This is a genomic window from Klebsiella sp. HMSC16A12 (genome assembly GCF_001808265.1).
GTDB lineage: Bacteria > Pseudomonadota > Gammaproteobacteria > Enterobacterales > Enterobacteriaceae > Klebsiella > Klebsiella pneumoniae.
The window spans coordinates 137130-155672 of sequence record NZ_KV792547.1; the positions used below are offsets into that span (position 1 = coordinate 137130).

Annotated in this window: 15 protein-coding genes, 3 tRNA genes and 3 pseudogenes; 11 read left to right on the forward strand and 10 right to left on the reverse strand. The window is 57.7% G+C overall.

What is annotated here, in order from left to right; all coding sequences use genetic code 11:
• From HMPREF3140_RS29085 to HMPREF3140_RS05970, 3 genes and pseudogenes are all read left to right on the forward strand, one after another.
• A partial coding sequence (locus HMPREF3140_RS29085; protein ID WP_206731111.1) for a hypothetical protein occupies window positions 1–180 on the forward strand: 180 nt, incomplete at its 5' end.
• 184 nt (window positions 181–364) lie between these two features.
• Window positions 365–1117 (forward strand): annotated as a pseudogene (locus HMPREF3140_RS05965) (LysR substrate-binding domain-containing protein).
• A 300-nt stretch (window positions 1118–1417) separates the two neighbouring features.
• Window positions 1418–1654, forward strand: coding sequence for a hypothetical protein (locus HMPREF3140_RS05970; protein ID WP_004212965.1), 237 nt, complete (start codon window positions 1418–1420; stop codon window positions 1652–1654).
• 198 nt (window positions 1655–1852) lie between these two features.
• Here the strand turns inward: HMPREF3140_RS05970 and ldtA are convergent, their stop codons facing one another.
• From ldtA to nac, 3 genes are all read right to left on the reverse strand, one after another.
• Window positions 1853–2794, reverse strand: a complete 942-nt coding sequence (gene ldtA / locus HMPREF3140_RS05975) for a L,D-transpeptidase (RefSeq protein WP_032411899.1) — start codon at window positions 2792–2794, stop codon at window positions 1853–1855.
• A gap of 78 nt (window positions 2795–2872) precedes the next feature.
• Window positions 2873–3823 carry an HTH-type transcriptional regulator Cbl gene (gene cbl, locus HMPREF3140_RS05980; RefSeq protein WP_004175385.1) on the reverse strand — a complete coding sequence of 317 codons (951 nt, stop codon included), beginning with the start codon at window positions 3821–3823 and terminating at the stop codon, window positions 2873–2875.
• A gap of 106 nt (window positions 3824–3929) precedes the next feature.
• Window positions 3930–4847 (reverse strand): nitrogen assimilation transcriptional regulator NAC, encoded by a 918-nt coding sequence (nac, locus tag HMPREF3140_RS05985; protein WP_002911729.1) that lies wholly within the window; start codon window positions 4845–4847, stop codon window positions 3930–3932.
• 330 nt (window positions 4848–5177) lie between these two features.
• Here nac and HMPREF3140_RS05990 point away from each other — a divergent pair.
• Window positions 5178–5253 (forward strand) — tRNA-Asn (locus HMPREF3140_RS05990).
• A 94-nt stretch (window positions 5254–5347) separates the two neighbouring features.
• Here HMPREF3140_RS05990 and HMPREF3140_RS05995 read toward each other — a convergent pair.
• Window positions 5348–6982, reverse strand: coding sequence for a Na+/H+ antiporter (locus HMPREF3140_RS05995; RefSeq protein WP_004148971.1), 1635 nt, complete (start codon window positions 6980–6982; stop codon window positions 5348–5350).
• 591 nt (window positions 6983–7573) lie between these two features.
• Here HMPREF3140_RS05995 and HMPREF3140_RS06000 point away from each other — a divergent pair.
• From HMPREF3140_RS06000 to HMPREF3140_RS06010, 3 genes and pseudogenes are all read left to right on the forward strand, one after another.
• Window positions 7574–8399, forward strand: a pseudogene (locus HMPREF3140_RS06000) (TetR/AcrR family transcriptional regulator).
• Complete coding sequence (locus tag HMPREF3140_RS06005; protein WP_230652462.1) at window positions 8332–9252, forward strand: MDR family oxidoreductase; 921 nt, start codon at window positions 8332–8334, stop codon at window positions 9250–9252. Before HMPREF3140_RS06000 ends, HMPREF3140_RS06005 begins: the two are co-directional and overlap by 68 nt.
• A gap of 119 nt (window positions 9253–9371) precedes the next feature.
• Window positions 9372–10304, forward strand: a complete 933-nt coding sequence (locus HMPREF3140_RS06010; protein ID WP_004180464.1) for a nucleoside recognition domain-containing protein — start codon at window positions 9372–9374, stop codon at window positions 10302–10304.
• Here the strand turns inward: HMPREF3140_RS06010 and HMPREF3140_RS06015 are convergent.
• Entirely contained in the window at window positions 10215–11837 is a 1623-nt protein-coding gene (locus HMPREF3140_RS06015) for an alpha/beta hydrolase (RefSeq protein WP_032411905.1), read from the reverse strand. The two genes, HMPREF3140_RS06010 and HMPREF3140_RS06015, sit on opposite strands and share 90 nt — an antisense overlap.
• A gap of 272 nt (window positions 11838–12109) precedes the next feature.
• Here HMPREF3140_RS06015 and pmrD point away from each other — a divergent pair, with 272 nt between their 5' ends.
• Together pmrD and HMPREF3140_RS06025 are read left to right on the forward strand one after the other, a co-directional pair.
• The gene (pmrD, locus tag HMPREF3140_RS06020; RefSeq protein WP_004141189.1) at window positions 12110–12355 is read left to right on the forward strand and encodes a signal transduction protein PmrD; all 246 of its coding nucleotides are present in this window, start codon (window positions 12110–12112) and stop codon (window positions 12353–12355) included.
• Window positions 12356–12484: 129 nt separating this feature from the next.
• Window positions 12485–13939 (forward strand): AMP nucleosidase, encoded by a 1455-nt coding sequence (locus HMPREF3140_RS06025; protein ID WP_004148975.1) that lies wholly within the window; start codon window positions 12485–12487, stop codon window positions 13937–13939.
• A 161-nt stretch (window positions 13940–14100) separates the two neighbouring features.
• On the opposite strand, the gene HMPREF3140_RS06030 is transcribed toward HMPREF3140_RS06025, so the two are convergent.
• The 3 genes from HMPREF3140_RS06030 to HMPREF3140_RS29610 form a co-directional block, all read right to left on the reverse strand.
• Window positions 14101–14176: transfer RNA gene (locus HMPREF3140_RS06030), tRNA-Asn, on the reverse strand.
• 128 nt (window positions 14177–14304) lie between these two features.
• Window positions 14305–15741 carry an EmmdR/YeeO family multidrug/toxin efflux MATE transporter gene (locus HMPREF3140_RS06035; protein WP_004151469.1) on the reverse strand — a complete coding sequence of 479 codons (1437 nt, stop codon included), beginning with the start codon at window positions 15739–15741 and terminating at the stop codon, window positions 14305–14307.
• A 34-nt stretch (window positions 15742–15775) separates the two neighbouring features.
• Window positions 15776–15928, reverse strand: coding sequence for a DUF5951 family protein (locus HMPREF3140_RS29610; RefSeq protein ID WP_004217523.1), 153 nt, complete (start codon window positions 15926–15928; stop codon window positions 15776–15778).
• 5 nt (window positions 15929–15933) lie between these two features.
• On the opposite strand from HMPREF3140_RS29610, the gene HMPREF3140_RS06045 reads away from it, so the two are divergent.
• Window positions 15934–16009 (forward strand) — tRNA-Asn (locus HMPREF3140_RS06045).
• 53 nt (window positions 16010–16062) lie between these two features.
• Here HMPREF3140_RS06045 and HMPREF3140_RS29215 read toward each other — a convergent pair.
• Window positions 16063–16149 (reverse strand): annotated as a pseudogene (locus tag HMPREF3140_RS29215) (type II toxin-antitoxin system PemK/MazF family toxin); the annotation flags it as partial.
• Between the two features lie 141 nt (window positions 16150–16290).
• Between HMPREF3140_RS29215 and HMPREF3140_RS06050 the strand changes: the two are divergent.
• Window positions 16291–17394, forward strand: a complete 1104-nt coding sequence (locus tag HMPREF3140_RS06050) for an AarF/UbiB family protein (RefSeq protein ID WP_032411907.1) — start codon at window positions 16291–16293, stop codon at window positions 17392–17394.
• On the opposite strand, the gene HMPREF3140_RS06055 is transcribed toward HMPREF3140_RS06050, so the two are convergent.
• On the reverse strand, window positions 17391–18362 hold the full coding sequence (locus HMPREF3140_RS06055; protein WP_002911798.1) for a sensor domain-containing diguanylate cyclase: 972 nt from the start codon (window positions 18360–18362) through the stop codon (window positions 17391–17393). The genes HMPREF3140_RS06050 and HMPREF3140_RS06055 overlap by 4 nt on opposite strands.
• Window positions 18363–18543 lie beyond the last annotated feature (181 nt).

The following is an 18543-nucleotide window of genomic DNA, read 5'->3' on the forward strand; positions in this document are numbered from 1 at the left end:
TCGAGTCCAGTCAGAGGAGCCAAATTTAAAAATCCCGCTCAGGGAAACCTGAGCGGGATTTTTGCTTTCCGTGATCCTCTCCGCTCCCCAAGCATGCAATCTTATCCTGGTGTAGGTGCTATTTTCTTGCTATCAGGCAAGCTGAACGGCCGTGAGCCCCACGCTCCCGCAAAGGCTTAAATAAACCGTGCCGGACCATACCTGGGTGTAAGGCAATAATGCGCGGTTCCAAAAAAGAACGGCAACACCGCCGCTTCTGACATCTCTCCGCCAGCGGGTATAAGCAGCATCGTACCGTAGGTACCGTCCAAGGTTCCGTATGTGATCCCCGCAGGTGAAAAGCAGCGATGCTGCTCCCAACCTTATGGCTACAGACTTTCGATCCGGCGGTAACCGCTGGGTCTGCCGCTGCGTAGCAGACATGGAGGATGCTGAAAACAGCCTGTCCAGTGCGGCGATGACGCCCAGGGGACGGCTACGGGTGGATGTACCGAGTCCGCTGGCCCGCCTTATTCTGGTGCCGGCGCTTCCGGCTTTCCACGCCCGCTACCCTGATATCCAGATCGACATGGGTGTGAGCGACCGGGTAGTGGATCTGATCGGCGACAACGTGGATTGCGTTCTGCGCGGAGGTCAAATCACCGACCAGTACCTAATCGCACGCCATGTCGGCGATTTGCAAATCGGCGTCTACGTCGCCCCCAGCTATGTGGAACGCCTTGGCGCTCCCGCACACCCGCGCGAGCTGCAAAATACTGACCATTGCATAGTGGGATTCTTGTCCTCACGCACCAGTAAGATTGATCCTTTGGTACTGTGCAGTGAGAATGAACGTATTGAAATCACGGGCAACTAGGTACTTGCCGTGGATGATGGCAATGCTTACCTCGAAGCTGGGTTAGTTGGCTTAGGCGTGATTGCGCTGCCCAACTATATGGCGGCAGCGCATCAGGCCGTTGGCGCTTTGATTCCATTATTTACACAATGGCGGATTAGCCCAATGCCTCTGTACCTGGCGTTTCCACCGAACCGCCATGTCAACGCCAAGCTGCGCGTTTTTATTGACTGGATCGTTGAATTGATGGAGCAGCATGTCCCCATTGCCAACAATCAGTGACGCCATCCCCTGATTCGCTTATCAGCGGCGATGGGGGTCATTCCCGTTGTTTTGAACGAAAGTGAATAATAGAAATCGTTTTCCCAATTTAAATATTTATAACGAATCCAAGAACTATAATGCGGAATTGCCGTCCTATTCGGGATTCGCTGTAAATATTTCCCTAACACTAGCCTGTTTACCTAATTACAGTATTCATGGGATTACCGATGAGGTACACTTTATCTTTAATATCGTCATTCCCGTATCATTCATTATAATGATAGGAAATTGCATTTAATAAAATAAGGATATTAATTTATGACAAAAGGTATAAAAATTTTCATCACTGTAGTCTTCGTGATTCTGGCATTGTTGAGCGGCATGATGAGCTTCATGATCGTCGGGATGGGGGTCAGCGGTAGTGGCTGTGGTCAGGAGTGTTTTGATAATATGGATTCTGCAAAATTCATTAGTATTATATTCTGGATATTGGCTATCATAAGCGGTATCTTCGCTTTCATGGACAATGGCAGCCAAAAAAAAGATCCTCAGTAACAATATTAAGTCAATAGATATATTTGCAGACTTTATCATCCCCTCCTGAGCATCTCCTGGCGCCCTCATTAAAACGCCATCACAGCCACTATTGATAAGTTAAGGATCGGTTTCCCGATCCTTATTCCCAACAACGTTGAATGCATCGTCAGCAAAAGAGCCTTCTTACAATAGCCGTTAATCAGACTAAACGACCCGCTACAAACTTCCCTGCGCCGCTGTGGCGCTGATATTCACCGGCATGCCGGAGCGGCGCTGCAGGGTCTGCTCGACCTGGGCAGGGCTCACTCCCGGCCCCTGGGTAAAGTCGCGCAGCGCCGAGGTCATCGGCAAGGGGACTTTTCTGTCGGATTCAAACTCCGCGCGGTTGCGCGACAGCGGCTCGTGCACCTCCAGCCAGTGACTGCCGTCCGGCTCCACGCTGTACTTCACCGGCTGATCGATCAGCTGAACCCGCGTCCCAACCGACACGTTATCAAACAGGAATTTAATATCGTCATTGCGCAGGCGGATGCATCCCTGGCTGACGCGCAGCCCGATACCAAAGTTGGCATTGGTGCCGTGGATGGCGTAGAGCCTGCCGATGTAGATCGCATACAGCCCCATCGGATTATCGGGCCCGGGGGGCACCATCGCCGGCAGCGTTTTGCCCTCTTTCGCATACTCGCGGCGGGTATTGGCGGTTGGCACCCAGGTGGGGCCTTCCTGCTTACGCTCTACTGCCGTCACCCAGTTACGCGGCGTTTCGCGTCCCGCCTGACCAATGCCGATTGGCAGGACTTCGACGCTATTGCCCAGCGGCGGGTAATAATAGAGACGCATTTCGGCAACGTTGATCACGATCCCTTCGCGCACGGTGTCGGGCAGGATCAGCTGTTGCGGAATAGTCAGCGTCGAACCGGAGCGTGGCAAATAGACATCGACCCCGGGGTTGGCTTCCAGCATATTGCTTAACCCCTGGCCGTACTGGGCGGCAAAACTTTCCAGCGGCTGGGTGTTATTCTCCGGAACGGCAATGGTAAATGCGCTGCCCACCAAACGGCTCCCCTCCGGCGGCAGCGGATAGCTGACGGCCAGCGCGCCGTGGCTGGCAAGCAGCATCAGCGCCGTACAGAGTAATTTCACACGCCGCATCGTCATTTTCCCTTCCTCAGTCGCGACTCACGTGTGTGAATTATAGCGTTATTTCCACTCCCCGCCCCGCTGGCCAGCATTTCCTTAAATCTGATAGTCGATTGCGACCTCTTCCGGCTCCATCGCCTGACGCTTAATCTCATCCAGCGACAGTCCGGCATTGCACAATTCGATAAAGCGCCAAACGTAATTCCGCTGCAGCTGGCCCCGCTTCAGTCCCAACCACACGGTATTGGCATCGAACAGATGGCGGGTATCAAGACGCGTAAAGGTGTCCGCTTCCCGGGCATCACCGGACTGCTCGGCGACCAGCCCGACGCCCAGCCCCAGCTCCACATAGGTCTTGATCACATCGGAATCCTGCGCGCTCAGCACGATATCCGGCATCAACCCCTTGCGGTTGAACGCCTCATCAATGCGCGAACGGCCAGTGATCCCCTGGCGGTAGGTGATTAACGGCCAGCGGGCGATCGCCTCCAGCGTCAGGGGGGAAACCTGCGTCAAAGGATGATCCTTCGGCACCAGCAGGCTGTGATGCCAGCGGAACCAGGGGAAAGCCGCCAGCGTCGGGTCGTTGCTCAGGCGCTCGCTGGCGATGCCGATATCCGCTCCGCCGTTATGCAGCAGCGCTTCGATTTCCTGCGGGGTACCCTGCACCAGCTCGACGCGAACATCTGAGAACAGCTCGCGGAAAGCTTTAATGACCGGCGGCAGGCTGTAGCGCGCCTGAGTATGGGTGGTGGCGATAGTTAAGACGCCTGACGCATCGTTAGTGAAGAGATCCGCCAGCCGCCGAACGTTACTGGCTTCATTGAGGATCCGCTCGGCAATCGATAACAGCGCTTTACCCGGCTCGGTCATGCCTAACAGGCGTTTGCCGCGGCGGATAAAGATCTCAATCCCCAGCTCCTCTTCCAGTTCCCGGATATGGCGACTGACGCCTGACTGCGAGGTATAGAGCATATTCGCGACTTCCGTCAGGTTGTAATCCTGACGGGCCGCCTCACGGATAATTTTCAGCTGCTGGAAGTTCACCCTTTCCTCCGGGCCAATGGACTTAACGTATCTGCTATTGTTAAAGTCTGTTGTCCCAGGTAACAAATAATAAAAACCAGCAACTTATTCCTTAAGAGAATATACCCTAACTGACCAGCTGCAGTTCACGGTTTTCCAGCGATGGGCGGCTCACCAGAGACAGCAGGATCTCTTTCACCGCCTGCGCCTGCGGCGACAGACTGCCGCGAGCCGACATGTTCAGCGACAGCGACAGGCTCATTGAAGGCGTGCTGATCCGCGCCATCCAGCCGTTCGCCGCCCCGCACAGGGAACGAGCAGCGGATTCCGGTAACACCGTCGCCCCCATGCCGCTGGCGATGGCCGCGGTCAGGGTGGTGATGGATTCGATCTCGCCGATAATTTTCGCCGACAGACGACGCAGGGTGAATGCCTCGGTGACCCGCGCCCGCACTGCGCTGTAATCGCGCGGCAGGAACAGGTTCATCTCCGCCACCGCCGTGAGATCCACGCTCTGCCCCGGGCAGTCGCGGGTGCCGACCAGGTAAAGGTCTTCTTTCAGCAGCGGCTGGCTGACGATGCCTGCCACCGGCGAACGCTCATAGAGCACCGCCATATCCAGCTGGCCCGCCAGCAGCTTGTCATTCAGCGCTGTGCCGCTGCTCTCCTGCAGATAGACCATCACCTCGGGCAACTCATTGCGCACCGTTTGCAGCAACGGCATGGTAATGGCGGAGGCCGCGGTGCCCGGCGCCAGGCCGATCGACACCTGACCACGCAGCGTCTGGCCGACGTTATTGACCGCCAGCTGCGCCTGCTCGCACTGGCGCAGGATAGTGCGCGCATGGGTGTAGAGAATTTTACCGGCTTCCGTTGGCGTGACCCCTCGCTTGGTGCGTATCAGCAACTGCTGGTCCATTTCACCTTCCAGGGTCGCGACCTGTTGGCTGAGGGCCGGTTGGGCGATATGCAAGACTTCAGCGGCCTGGGTCAGACTGCCGATATCGACGATTTTCACAAAATATTTCAGTCGTCTTAAGTTCATTTTGCCTCCTGTAAGGAACGCCAGCGTCAACGCTGGGAGTATGATGCACTGGCTTTTGCAATTTGCTTGCCAGCTTTGCATTTCCTCGGCTGTCGCCCGCCGCAGGCAGTGTTATAAGGGATAGTGATAGCAATTCGGTTTTTATTTGCCCGGTAAGCAGATTGTGGTATGCCCCATTAGGGGTACATTCGCACTACAACGGTGCAACATGGTGAAAAAAACAGCGCATGGGTGACGATTGCTGAAATTGTCAGCAGTCGAACGCAATTCTTTGAATCAGGCTTTGACAAGGCCGGATGGCATCGTTAATATGCGCCCCGTTCACACGATTCCTCTGTAGTTCAGTCGGTAGAACGGCGGACTGTTAATCCGTATGTCACTGGTTCGAGTCCAGTCAGAGGAGCCAAATTTAAAAAAGCCTGCTTTCTAGCAGGCTTTTTGCTTTTCAGCGCCGGTACTTCTGCCGGAAGGCGAATGGCCACCCTCCGGCGATTGCGGCTTTAGCGTAAACTCTCTTCCTTCAGATCTATCTCCCGCAGCACCTCATAAAAAGTGATATCGCTGATGTTATGGGCGCGGCGCAGCCGGAACAGCTCCTGACGCTGGGCGATAATGACCTCTCGTTGCATATATTTCTCCAGCCTGGCGCGCTTAGCCAGCTCCAGCCCGACATCCTGCCCCTCGTCATTGTCGTTATAGTGAAGCCGCCGCTGATAGGTTTCGAGCAGCATATTGCCGGCATCGGCCCGCAGGGCCTGCTCACTGGGATCCTCCACCGGCTCGTCCAGTAGCGCGTTAAGACGGTTAATGGCCACCTCGGTCATCACGGCGCCAATGTCGTCCTTACCGGTGTCATGCGGTAGATCATCGGCAAGATAACGGGTCATAAACGGCAGACCGATAGCCGCCACCACCAGCGACATCAGGATCACCGCCATCGAAAGAAAGATCAGTAGTTCACGGCCCGGGAACGGCGAACCATCTGCCAGCACCACCGGCAGCGTCAGAATACCGGCGAGGGTCACAGAGCCCTTCACTCCCGCCAGCGCCATGACGGCGAGGATACTGAAGCGTGGACGGACGGTGATGGCCTTGCCTCGACGTTTGCGGCGAAAAATTGTCAGCTTCATCGACAGCCATACCCAGGCGAAGCGCATCAGACCAAGCGCCAGGGTGATGGCCACGGCGTACAGCAGCAGATACCAGGGCGAAGAGACGCCGGCCTGGCTGGCTACCGCCGGCAGCGTCCTGAGCATGCGCGGCAGCTGCTCGCCCAGCATCAGAAAGATCATCCCGTTGAGGGTGGTCTGCAGCATGGACCATACCGCGCTGCTTTTCATGCGCGTCGCCGGAAGCCGGGGCCCCGACAGCTGCTCATAATGCATCGCAATGCCGGCGGCGACGGCGGCAAGAATGCCCGAGACATGGAACGCCTCGGCCAGCAAATAGGCGGCGAAAGGGATAAGCAGGCTAATCAGGATCTGGATGGCTGGCTCCTCGCGGGTGCGCCGAACCAGAAAGTTATTACATTTGCCGGTGACCCACACCACCACGAGGCCACTGAGGATGCCCCCGAAGGCCATCAGGAAAAATTTCACCACCGCGTCTCCCGGGGAGAAGCTGCCGGTCAGCACCGCGGCGATGGCGAAGTTAAAGGCGACGAGGCCTGAAGCATCGTTTAACAACGACTCCCCTTCGAGAATATGCGCCATCCTTGAGGGAAGCGGCGAGCTGGCGGTCATTGCCGATACCGCCACCGGATCGGTAGGCGACAGAATAGCCGCGAGGGCGAACCCTGCCGCCACGGTGATAGCCGGGATCAGCCAGTGAATAAACAGGCCAATACCGAGAATAGTCACCATCACAAGGCCTATCGCCAGCGATAAAATCGGCTTCATATCGCGGAAAAAAGCGTCTTTGGGGATGCGCCAGCCATCGAGGAACAGCAGCGGCGGGATAAACAGCAGTAAAAAAATATGCGGGTCAAAATCGACCTGAAAGCCACTGGCGGCCAGCGCGGCGCCCGCGGCGATTTGGATAAGCGGTAGCGGCACTTTAACGGGCAGAAGATGGGACAGGAACACGGTCACCACGATGGCCATGATAAAGACCAGCACGATAGCAATTAGCGACATTCATCCCCTCCTCTGACGGCAATATTCATTCTGTACATCAGGCTGTTAATCCTTTTTCGCAGGTGTTGTTTCGGTAACAGATTATTTACCCAGTCACCGATAATTTAAGACAGACGTCATTGTCTGCCGGCGATAATATTTAAACTGAGGTGGCAACCGGTGCCGGATCAGGGGTGACAATGTCTTTTATCAAGCCGCGTTTGTCAATCCGCTATCGTCTGCAAATCATCGCCGGCCGGCATTCCGGGGAGAAGTCCTCACAGGACTGTCGACCGGGGACTTCGCAAATTAGCCTCTTCACATGGACAAAACCACTCAACCGCTCCAGCCCTCCGCTGTTTATATATTCCCAATATTATTAATTCGTATTATGCATTGTGAATATGGATATTAATGACCAGTCTAATATACCCGGCAGAGTTATATTTCGTGCCCCCGCCGGCAGTGCGAACCACGTATTTGCGATAAATAATTCTTAACGCCCCCCCATTTCAGGATGATTGGACAGCCAGCCTTACGCTACGCGCAATGCTTGCCCTCCCCCTGAATTGGGCGTACCCTGACAAACAATTAAACCACACGGTCTAAATCATGAATCCCAATACCTCCACCGTCCTGAAGCCCCGCCGCGGCCGTCCACCCAAGGTCGATCGCCAGTTTGACGATACGCGTCAGGCGCTGATTCGCTCAGGCCTTGAAGTGCTGACCGAAACGGGCTATCTCGCGGCGGGTATTGATGCGGTGATCAAGAATATCGCCGTGCCAAAGGGGTCGTTTTATCATTGCTTTAAAAGCAAAGAGGCTTTTGGCCTCGCCGTGCTTGCCGCCTATGGCGACTTCTTTGCGCATAAATTAGATAAATTCCTGCTGGACGACGCCGTGCCGCCGCTGGAACGAATGGCGGCCTTTGTGCGTCATGCCGGTCAGGGAATGGAGAAATTCCAGTTTCGCCGCGGCTGCCTGGTGGGCAACCTGCTGCAGGAAGCCCCGTTGTTACCCGAGACGTTTCCCCAACGGTTGATGGCTATCCTGGCGGCATGGGAGTCGCGCGTGGCGCGCTGCCTGCGCGAAGCGCAGGCAGCCGGGGCCATCGCCAGCGACGCCTCACCGCAGGCGCTGGCCCAGGTGTTCTGGATCGGCTGGGAAGGCGCGGTGATGCGCGCCAGGCTGGTCCAGTCTGCCGCACCGCTTAACCAGTACTGGGATTTTTTTGCGCACAGTATGACAACAAAAACACCTGCACAGGACGGCGCTAGCGCCGATAACCCCCTTCCGACGAGGAATACTCTGTCATGAAAGCATTAGTTCTGGACCAGATCGACAACCGCACCGTCGCCACCGTCAAAGATATCGACCTGCCCGCTCTTGCCGAAGGCGACATCCGGGTCGCCATCGACTGGTCGAGTCTCAATTATAAAGACGCTCTGGCGATCACCGGCAAAGGCAAAATTATCCGTCAGTTTCCGATGGTGCCGGGCATTGATTTTGCCGGTCAGGTGAAAGAAAGCCGCGATCCGCGCTTTGTTCCCGGCCAGGCCGTGATCCTCACCGGCTGGGGGGTGGGCGAAAACCACTGGGGTGGCCTGGCCACCGAAGCCTGCGTTAAAGGCGACTGGCTGGTTGCTCTGCCGGAGACGCTCAGCGCGCGCCAGGCAATGATCATCGGCACCGCCGGCTTTACCGCGATGCTATGCGTTGATGCTCTCGTTAGTGCGGGTGTCACCCCTGATAGCGGGGATATCCTGGTCACCGGCGCCAGCGGCGGGGTCGGCAGCACCGCCGTGGTGTTGCTGAAAGCCCTTGGCTACCGGGTGACGGCCGTATCGGGCCGGGAATCGACACACGATTACCTTCGCCAGCTGGGCGCCGATACGATCCTGCCGCGCAGCGACTTCGCGGAGACCCGTCCGCTGGAGAAACAGCTGTGGGCGGGCGCGGTGGATACCGTTGGCGGCCCGGTGTTGGCCAAAGTGCTGGCGCAAACGCAATATCGCGGCTGCGTCGCCGCCTGCGGTCTGGCCGGGGGCTTCGATCTGCCGACCACCGTGATGCCGTTTATTCTGCGCAATGTGCGTCTGCAGGGGGTGGATTCGGTGATGGTGCCGACCGCTGAACGCGACGCCGTCTGGCAGCGTCTGGCCCAGCTTCTGCCGGAGAGCTACTACCAGCAGGCGGCCACTGAAATCACGCTGGAGCAGGCGCCAGCGTATGCCGTAGATTTCCTCAGCAATAATATTCATGGTCGGACGCTGGTCAATATCGGTCAGTAATCCTCTTCTCCCGGCGCCCGTGCGGCGCCGGATCCCGAGAGGGATCAAGGCATATCATTTCCTTCCCCACGGGATTATGATGACGCGAACGAATAGCTCTGCGAGTGGTAAAAAAGTAAATGGATGTCATAAGCATCATTATGGCGGCGGGCAAGTCGTCCGTTGACGTCGCGCTGTATACGCTGTTGCCGATCATGGTGATCATGCTGATCATCATGAAATACCTTGAGGTCCGCGGTATCCTCGATGTGATTGTTCGCTGGGTGGCCCCGCTGCTGAAGCCCTTCGGCTTAACCGGGATGAGCGCCTTCGCCCTGATCCAGATTAACTTTGTCAGCTTTGCCGCCCCGCTCGCCACGCTGTCGATTATGGATAAACGCGGCGTCTCGGACCGACAAATGGCCGCCACGCTGGCCATGGTGTTCGCCATGGGGCAAGGCAACGTCTTCTATCCTCTTACCCCTTTTGGTCTGCACTGGCTGGCCTCGATCGTTATCTCGGTGGTCGGCGGCCTGTGCGCGGCCGCCGTCGCCTGGCACGTCACCGGACGGCGCTTATCGGTCGCCGAGAGCCCCCGCGCGGAAGCGCTGCCGAACGCCGAGCAGAACAGCCAGGGAATTCTGGCCGTGATTAACAGCGCCGGCTCCGACGCCATCCGCCTGGCGCTCGGCGCGGTGCCAATGCTGATCCTGTCGTTAACCATCGTCGGGCTGCTGCAGGGCGCCGGGGCTATCGACCTGCTGCAGCAGCTGCTGAAGCCGCTTCTCAGCTGGCTGCATATCCCGCAGAACTTTGTGCTACCGGCGCTGGTGAAGTGCGTTGCCGGGGGCACCGCCTACTTTGGCGTCATTTCCGAGCTGATCCAGCAGGGCAAAGTCACCGTGGACCAGGTCAACGCCTCGGCAGGTCTACTGATCCAGACCTTTGATCTTCCCGGTATCGGCATTTTTCTTGGCATCAGCTCACGGTTTGTCCGCCTGTTCCGCTTCGTGGCTCCCGCGGCGATCGTCGGTATCCTGCTGCGTACCGTTCTGCACCTGATCCTGTTTTAATGCCTCTGCTCTGGTCTGCGCTTTCAGGCAGGCCGCCACCGCCGCCTGTTCGCCGCAGGCGATGCGCTCATCGACGCGCGTCATCATCCATGGAAAGAATGGATTGGAGGTGACGCGCATTAACGTCTCCAGCCCCACGCTCAGCGTCCCGGTCTCTCCGCGCAGTGAAATGGTGCCCAGGCTAATGCCGTAGCGGTTCTTCTCGTCCGGCTCGCGACCATACAGCGAGTCGCTCAGGGGAAACGGCACCGCCACATGCGACAAAGAGTACATATCCGCCGGCCAGGCCAGGTGTAAAGGATAACGATGCTCTTCCCGTTCCTGGGCCAGCGTGGTCCGGGCGACGGTCTGCAGCGTGTGTGCCGTCGCGTTGGTCACCACCGTGGTGGTATAGGCCCGCGGCGCCGGGGGCAGCAGCGTATTCACCGCCGCATAGAGCGCAGGGCGAAACAGGACCCGGAGATCCGCCGCCTGGTTAATATCGAACACCACCAGCTCGCTGCCGTTATCCGGCAGATAACGATACAGGGACTCCACCACCGCGCGGGTGCTGACCGTGGAATCCATCACCGACTGAAAGGTGAGGATCGGCGGCAGCGCTTTCAGCTCGCCCTGCCGGGCCGCGCGGATAATCTGCTGCTGCAGCGCCTGGCTCAATAACCACGATTGTCTCGCCGCCTTGACCGGAAAGGAGTTGTACTTGAACGGATTAAACTCAGGCGCCACGTTCAGCCAGGCCGCGCGGGCGAACGCCGGGAAGACGGACGGTAGCCCGGCGAGGCCGGCGAAACGGGCAAACGCGGTCACGCCGATCATCGGCGACAGCAGAATGATCTGCTGCGGCTGACGCAGGTGGCTATCCTCCAGGCTATCGAGGGCATACTTGAGCGCCAGCGCGCCGCCGTTAGAGTAGCCGACCAGATGCAGCGGCACGTCCGCCCCGGCAAGGCGGGTCGCTTCGCGTACCGCCAGACGCGTCGCCGCCAGCCAGGTCTCCCAGTCAACCGCCGTTAACGCCCCCGGCGCGGTGCCGTGTCCCGGCAAACGCGGCACCACCGCCACATAACCCCGCTGCTGCCAGAGTTGCGCCAGATAGCGCACGCTGTAGGGCGAATCGGTCAGGCCATGGAGGAGCACCACGCCGCCGCGCGGCTTGCCCAGCGGCAGCAGCACAAAAGAACGGTTCCAGTCCTGCTTAAACTGCCCCGGCCAGACCCGGCTGTGACGATAAAAGCGGTTGACCGGGGTTTTATCTTCCTCCGGCAAAGCCTCTGTCACCTCACGCTGGAGATCGGCGAAAATCGTCTTCTCCCGCGCCAGATACTGGGCAAAGGTCGCCTGGTCGATCTCTTCGGCCGACATCTCGTTGCCACTCCAGGTATGCCAGCGATGCAGGGCCGGGCCGCGCTGGGACTCATAGATCCGCCCGGCGAGAAAGACCACCAGCAGCGCCAGTACCGCAATGCTCCCTTTTTTCAGCAGTGAGCCGATAACGGCGCCCGACGTTCGCCAGTGTCGAAATAGATGCTTCATGACGCTCTCTCTTATATTTATTGCGTAGCCGGACTTACCAGCCCTCTTCCTGACAGGCTATTCTCACGGACTGCTTTTCAGCATAGTCATCGCTTCCTGCAAATTAAACCCGGCAGATCATTGCCCCCCGGCATAAAAAAACCTAGCGCACAGATCAAGAATCGGTTGCGTATTTTTAAACACTGCATAAACCAAGGGGATAATCTTATTGTCAGATTTTTAAGAAACATGAATTATCGACGCACATGTCGCTATGAGAGGATAAAAAACAGATGGAGTGGTGGGTAAAAAAAGTACAGGACAACGCTTCGGCCAGCCTCTGCCGCGTCGTGCTTCAGAGCGGTGCGCTGGAGATGATCGCAGAGATTGAAGCCTGTCGCCTCCGCCTGCGGGAAGGGGATAAACTCACTCCGCTGGCCGATGCGCGCTATTGTCTGAATAATAATCCGACGCAAACTTTGAAGATCCGCAACGCCACTCATTATAGCAGCGAGCGTTGGACAAACGCCGGCAAATAACACGAGCCCGCTCCCTTTACTGGTTATGGTCTGAGTATCGTCGCATTTGACAGATAAATTCTCCTTCGCCCTTTTCCCGCTGTGACATACTATCGGGAATGTCAGCAGACCTGAAACAAGGAGCGAATCATGAATATCAAGGCCGCCAGTCTGACCCCGGAACAAGCGCTTGCCGAGCTGGAAGCACGCTATGAAGCCTCGGTCACGGCGTTACGCAAAGCCATCGGCGACTATATCGACCATAATACGCTCCCCGATACCGAAGCCCGCGCGGAAGGTCTTTTTGTCTATCCGCAGCTGTCGGTCTCCTGGGACGGCGCCGATCATAAAGCCCTCAAAACGCGCGCCTGGGGACGTTTCACCCATGCCGGTTGCTATACCACCACCATTACGAATCCGAAACTGTTCCGCAACTATTTGCTGGAACAGCTGACCCTGCTGTACCAGGACTATGGCGCGCATATCAGCGTCGAGCTGTCGCAGCATGAGATCCCCTATCCTTACGTGATAGATGGTTCCACCCTGACACTCGACCGCTCGATGAGCGCCGGTCTGACGCGCTATTTCCCTACCACCGAGCTGTCACAAATTGGCGATGAGACCGCGGATGGCCTGTTCCATCCCACCGAGTTCTATCCGCTGTCGCACTTTGACGCCCGCCGCGTCGATTTTTCGCTGGCGCGTCTGCGTCACTACACCGGCACGCCGGCAGAACACTTCCAGCCCTACGTGCTGTTCACCAACTATACCCGCTACGTGGATGAGTTCGTCAGCTGGGGCTGCAGCCAGATCCTTGATCCCGACAGCCCCTATATCGCTCTCTCCTGCGCCGGCGGGATCTGGATCACCGCCGAGACCGAAGCGCCGGAACAGGCCATTTCCGATCTGGCGTGGAAGAAGCACCAGATGCCGGCCTGGCATCTGATCACCCACGACGGCAAAGGGATCACCCTGATTAACATTGGCGTCGGCCCGGCTAACGCCAAAACCATCTGCGATCATCTCGCGGTACTGCGGCCGGACGTCTGGTTAATGATCGGCCACTGCGGCGGCCTGCGCGAAAGCCAGGCCATCGGCGACTATGTGCTGGCCCACGCCTATCTGCGTGACGATCATGTACTGGATGCGGTGCTGCCGCCAGATATTCCGATCCCCAGCATTGCCGAAGTGCAGCGCGCCCTCTACGACGCCACCAAGCAGGTGAGCGGGATGCCCGGCGAAGAGGTTAAGCAGCGGCTGCGTACCGGGACGGTGGTCACCACCGACGACCGTAACTGGGAGCTGCGCTATTCCGCTTCGGCGCTGCGCTTTAATCTCAGCCGCGCGGTAGCTATCGATATGGAGAGTGCGACCATCGCCGCCCAGGGCTATCGCTTCCGCGTCCCCTACGGCACGCTGCTCTGCGTCTCGGACAAGCCGCTGCACGGTGAAATAAAGCTCCCCGGCCAGGCTAACCGCTTTTACGAGGGCGCTATCTCCGAGCATCTGCAGATAGGCATCCGGGCGATTGACCTGCTGCGCGCCGAGGGAGATCACATGCACTCGCGTAAGCTGCGCACCTTCAACGAGCCGCCGTTCCGTTAATCGTCGATGACGTGGGAATCGTGAGATAAACGCTGACGTTACCCGCCAGGGAGCGTCAGCGTCCGGAGAAGCGAAACAAACGACCCGGCGGTGTTTGTCCACGGAAGAAAGGCGGTAGACAGAAAAGCAAAAAGCCTGCTCGAAAGCAGGCTTCTTAAATTTGGCTCCTCTGACTGGACTCGAACCAGTGACATACGGATTAACAGTCCGCCGTTCTACCGACTGAACTACAGAGGAATCGTGTGAACGGGGCGCATATTATCGATGACGCCCGGCGCTGTCAAAGCCTGTTTTCAATAAAATGAATCGTTTGCCGAATTATTCTTCACTTTGCGCAAAAAATGGCGTTTAGCCTCGCAAACGGCTCAGCTTTCCTCCGATGAAGCCTTCACGCGCGGATATTTCCACAGCCAGCGGCCGCTCACCATGCGGAAATAAAACAGCACGCCGCGCACCGCCCAGTCGAGCACCATCCCTAACCAGACGCCAATCACCCCCATCCCCAGCACGATGCCCAGGGTATAGCCCGCCACCACCCGGCAGCCCCACATGCCGAGCATCGACACCCACATGGTGTAGCGTACGTCACGGGCGCCTTTAAAAGCGCAGGGTAAAGTCCACGACAGCGACCAGATCGGCATAAACAGGGCGTTGAGCCACAGCAGCTGTTTAACCACTTCTTTTACATCTTCTTCATGGGTGTAGAACGAGGCGATAAAGCCGGCGAAGGGGGCGCTGCCCCAGGCGATCAGCGTCAGAATAATCGTCGACAGCCAAAATACGTGCCAGGCCTGGAATTCAGCCTGACCAATCTGCCCTTTTCCCAGCCGCTTGCCGGTAATGATCGTCGAGGCGGAGCCGAGGGCGTTGCCCGGCAGGTTAATTAGCGAGGCCACCGAAAAGGCGATAAAGTTGCCGGCGATAACGTTGGTGCCCATCCCGGCGACAAACATCTGGGTCAGCAGCTTGCCGCCATTGAAGAGGACAGATTCGATACTGGCCGGGATGCCGATCCCCATCACCTCCCAGATAATGGCGAAGTTAAAGGGTTTGAAGTAACCCTTCAGCGACAGCCGCAGCGCCGGATTGAGGCCCACCATCAGCACCCAGATCGTGGCTATCGCGCCAATATAGCGGGCAATGGTCAGCCCAAGCCCGGCGCCGACAAACCCCAGCCCCGGCCAGGAGAAGATGCCGTAGATGAGCACGCTGCTGATTAAGATATTGAGGATATTCATCCCGCCGTTGATCAGCAGCGGGATTTTGGTGGTGCCGGCGCCGCGCAGCGCCCCGCTGCCGATCAGCGCAATCGCCGCCGCCGGGTAGCTCAGCGCCGTCAGTTCCAGATAGGTCAGCGCCAGGTCCTTGACCTGGGCGGTGGCATCGCCGGCGACAAAATCAATAATCTCCTGGCCAAAGGCATGGATCACCCCCGCCAGCAAAATGGAAAACAGCGTCATAATGGCCAGCGACTGGCGCGCGGCCGCCCTCGCCCGCCGCCGATCGCGCTTGCCGAGGCTAAAGGCCACCACCACCGTGGTACCCAGATCGATGGCGGCAAAGAAGGACATGATGACCATGTTAAAGCTATCGGCCAGCCCCACCCCGGCCATGGCCTCTTTTCCCAGCCAGCTGACAAGGAAGGTGCTCAACACCCCCATCAGCAGCACACAGGCATTTTCCAGCAGAATGGGCACAGCGAGAGGGCTGATTTCGCGCCAGTACAGCACACGATAACGCTGACGTTTTTTAAACCAGGATGTCCGTTCGACGGCCTGGCGTACGGCGGAGGTGACGTTCAAGAGAGACCTTAGTGAGAAATGTTGAAACAACATTTCAAATGATGATTGAGAAATGGATATCCTGCAAAGTATTTTCCGTAATAATTGTCGGAAATGACAACAAATTGTCGATGTAAGCGGCAGTTGCACCTGAACAGGCGAATTGATGTTTGACAAAAGTTTTTTCGCCGCTAAGATACGACTCCACACGATTCCTCTGTAGTTCAGTCGGTAGAACGGCGGACTGTTAATCCGTATGTCACTGGTTCGAGTCCAGTCAGAGGAGCCAAATTTAAGAAGCCTGCTTTCGAGCAGGCTTTTTGCTTTTTTGCGTCGCTGACGTTAACTCAGCATCGCATCCAGCCTGGCAAGCACCTCGTTGACAACGACGTCAGGTATGCGTTCCAGACGCTTGCCTTTCCCTACCGCCTCCCTACGCCCCGCGTGTCCTCCGTGAACGCACCCCAGCTCAGCCTGAAAAAGCGCCTGCCAGTAGGATGAATTCACTACCGTTTGCGGGTGAGATAGCGTGGATTATCCACTCTGTCTAACGTTATACCCGGAGGCACCATGAACCTCAGACAACAGCAACAGCAGGCGTTCGATCGCAGCGGGGAACCTCTTATCGTCGGCAACGTCAGCCACTGCCCGCTGCCGCCGGAGACCCTCGCCGCACTGGGCCCCGATTCCCCCTATGTGGTGCAGGTATACGGCTCAGGCCTGACCGGCGAGGTTTATCGTCTGCGCATCGCCGGCAAGGAGTACAATTTAAAGAAACGTCGCGCCGTCGCCGGCGTTGCCAACCTCAACGGCCAGCTGTCGTTTTTAAATGAGGTACAGCGTCGGCAGGCATTACAACAGCTGAAGGATGACCCGGTCACCGCGCCGCGCTTCACCCACATCGTCCCAACGCTGTATGCCGATTATCGCCTCGGCATCCTGCTCTCCCCCTGGATCGATGGCGAGCCGATACACCAGTTGACCCCGCCGCTGATCGCCCAGCTATTTACTACTCTGGAAGCCTGCGAAGAACAGGGGCTGATGGAGTGGGATCTCTGTAGCGGGAATCTGCTGGTGGACCGGCAGGAGCAGCTATGGCTGTTCGATTTTGGCTATATGTATCCCTTCGACCCGCTGAGAGAATTCAACAGCAATGGTCTGGCCGACCCGCTGTTCCACTTTGTCGAACGTTTTGAGACTCGCTTCTTTTTTAGCTGGCTGATGACCCGGCTCCCTGACGCCGAACAGCAGCTGGCGCAATATCGCGAGATGAAGCGGCTGGCGGTCGAAAGCTACCGCCGGAAGCTCGTCTGGCTTCGCGCCCGGCGCGCTGACCCGCTGGTGCAGGCTCACTTTCAGCAGTTGACGGCGCGCTGGGAGTCGGCGCTGGCGGACCCTGCCGCGCTGAGCCGGCTGTTTGCCGTAGAGGCCTTTCGCTCACATGTGCTGGATATTGAAGACGACCTGCATGGTCAGTCCTGTACCTTACTCACCCTGCAACGCATTGACTGGGTGATAAACCAGCTGGAACAGCATTATTGCTTTATCGCCGACGAAGGCGGCCTGTTTTACGATAACGAAGGGAAATCGCAGCAGGCGCTGCTCAGCAGCTATGCGCAGAAGCGGCAGCAGGCGCAGCAGTACCTGTTGAAGGCCACCGCCGCAAAGGATTAACGGCGCTCGCGTCCCTGCTTCTGCTTCGCCTGGTACATCAGGCGGTCAGCGGTGGCCACCAGCGCGTTGAGACTGGGATGGCTGGCGGGATCGTATTCGACGCAGCCCCAGGAGAACGCCAGCTGCCAGGGATTGGCCGCCTGCTGGTTGAAACGCGCCACGTTGTGGCTGAGCGTCTCCATCGCCGTCGCGGCATCGTGGCGGCTGGTATTGGCGAACAGAATGATAAATTCGTCCCCCCCCTGCCTCGCGAGGATATCGGACTCGCGGAAGGCCGCTTTCATCAAGTCGGCGATGGCGATCAGCGCGCGATCGCCCTCTTCATGCCCCCAGGTATCATTGATGTGCTTGAAGCGATCGAGGTCGACAAACGCCAGGCTCACCGGCTCATGGCGGCGCTGGGCCGTCAGCAGGGCATACTCTGCCAGGGTGAGGAACCCCCGGCGATTAAACAGTCCCGTCAGCTCATCCGAGGTTGCCGCATCCAGCACCTTGAACTCATCCTCCACGATCGCCGCCAGATCGCTTAAGATCTGCATTTCATGGGCGGAAAACGATCGCGGCTGGTGATCCATCAGGCAGAACGACCCGACGGTCGCGCCATCCGGCAGTTGCACCGGATACCCGGCGTAAAAGCGGATAAACGGCGCCTCAATGACCAGCGGGTTATCGTGAAAGCGCTCGTCCTGCTGCATGTCGTTGACGATAAGCGGGTCGGTTTGCAGAATGGTATGGGCGCAAAATGAAATATCTCTCGGCACCGTGTCCACATCGAGACCGGCACAGGACTTGATATGCAGGAGATCTTCCCCCACCAGACTGATGGACGCCACCGGCAGGTTATACAGCGAACGGGCAAGCCTGGTCAGGCGATCGAAGCGTTCTTCTTTTCCGCTATTCAACAGCCCGGAAGAGCGTAGCGATTGCAGGCGACGCTGCTCGTCGGGATGAAGTCCGGCTAATTTCATTGTCTCTCACTTGTCTCTTGCGCAGAATTCCGCCGGGTTTCCGCAGAGAAACCCGGCGTTTTATCCTGCGAGGGGAAAATAGTCGTCAGGTACCCCATGAGTTAAGCAGATTTCCTCTGCACGTCAACCGGCGCGCCCCAGGCGACTGGCGCCCAGGGTGCTGGCGGAATGCCATTAACGG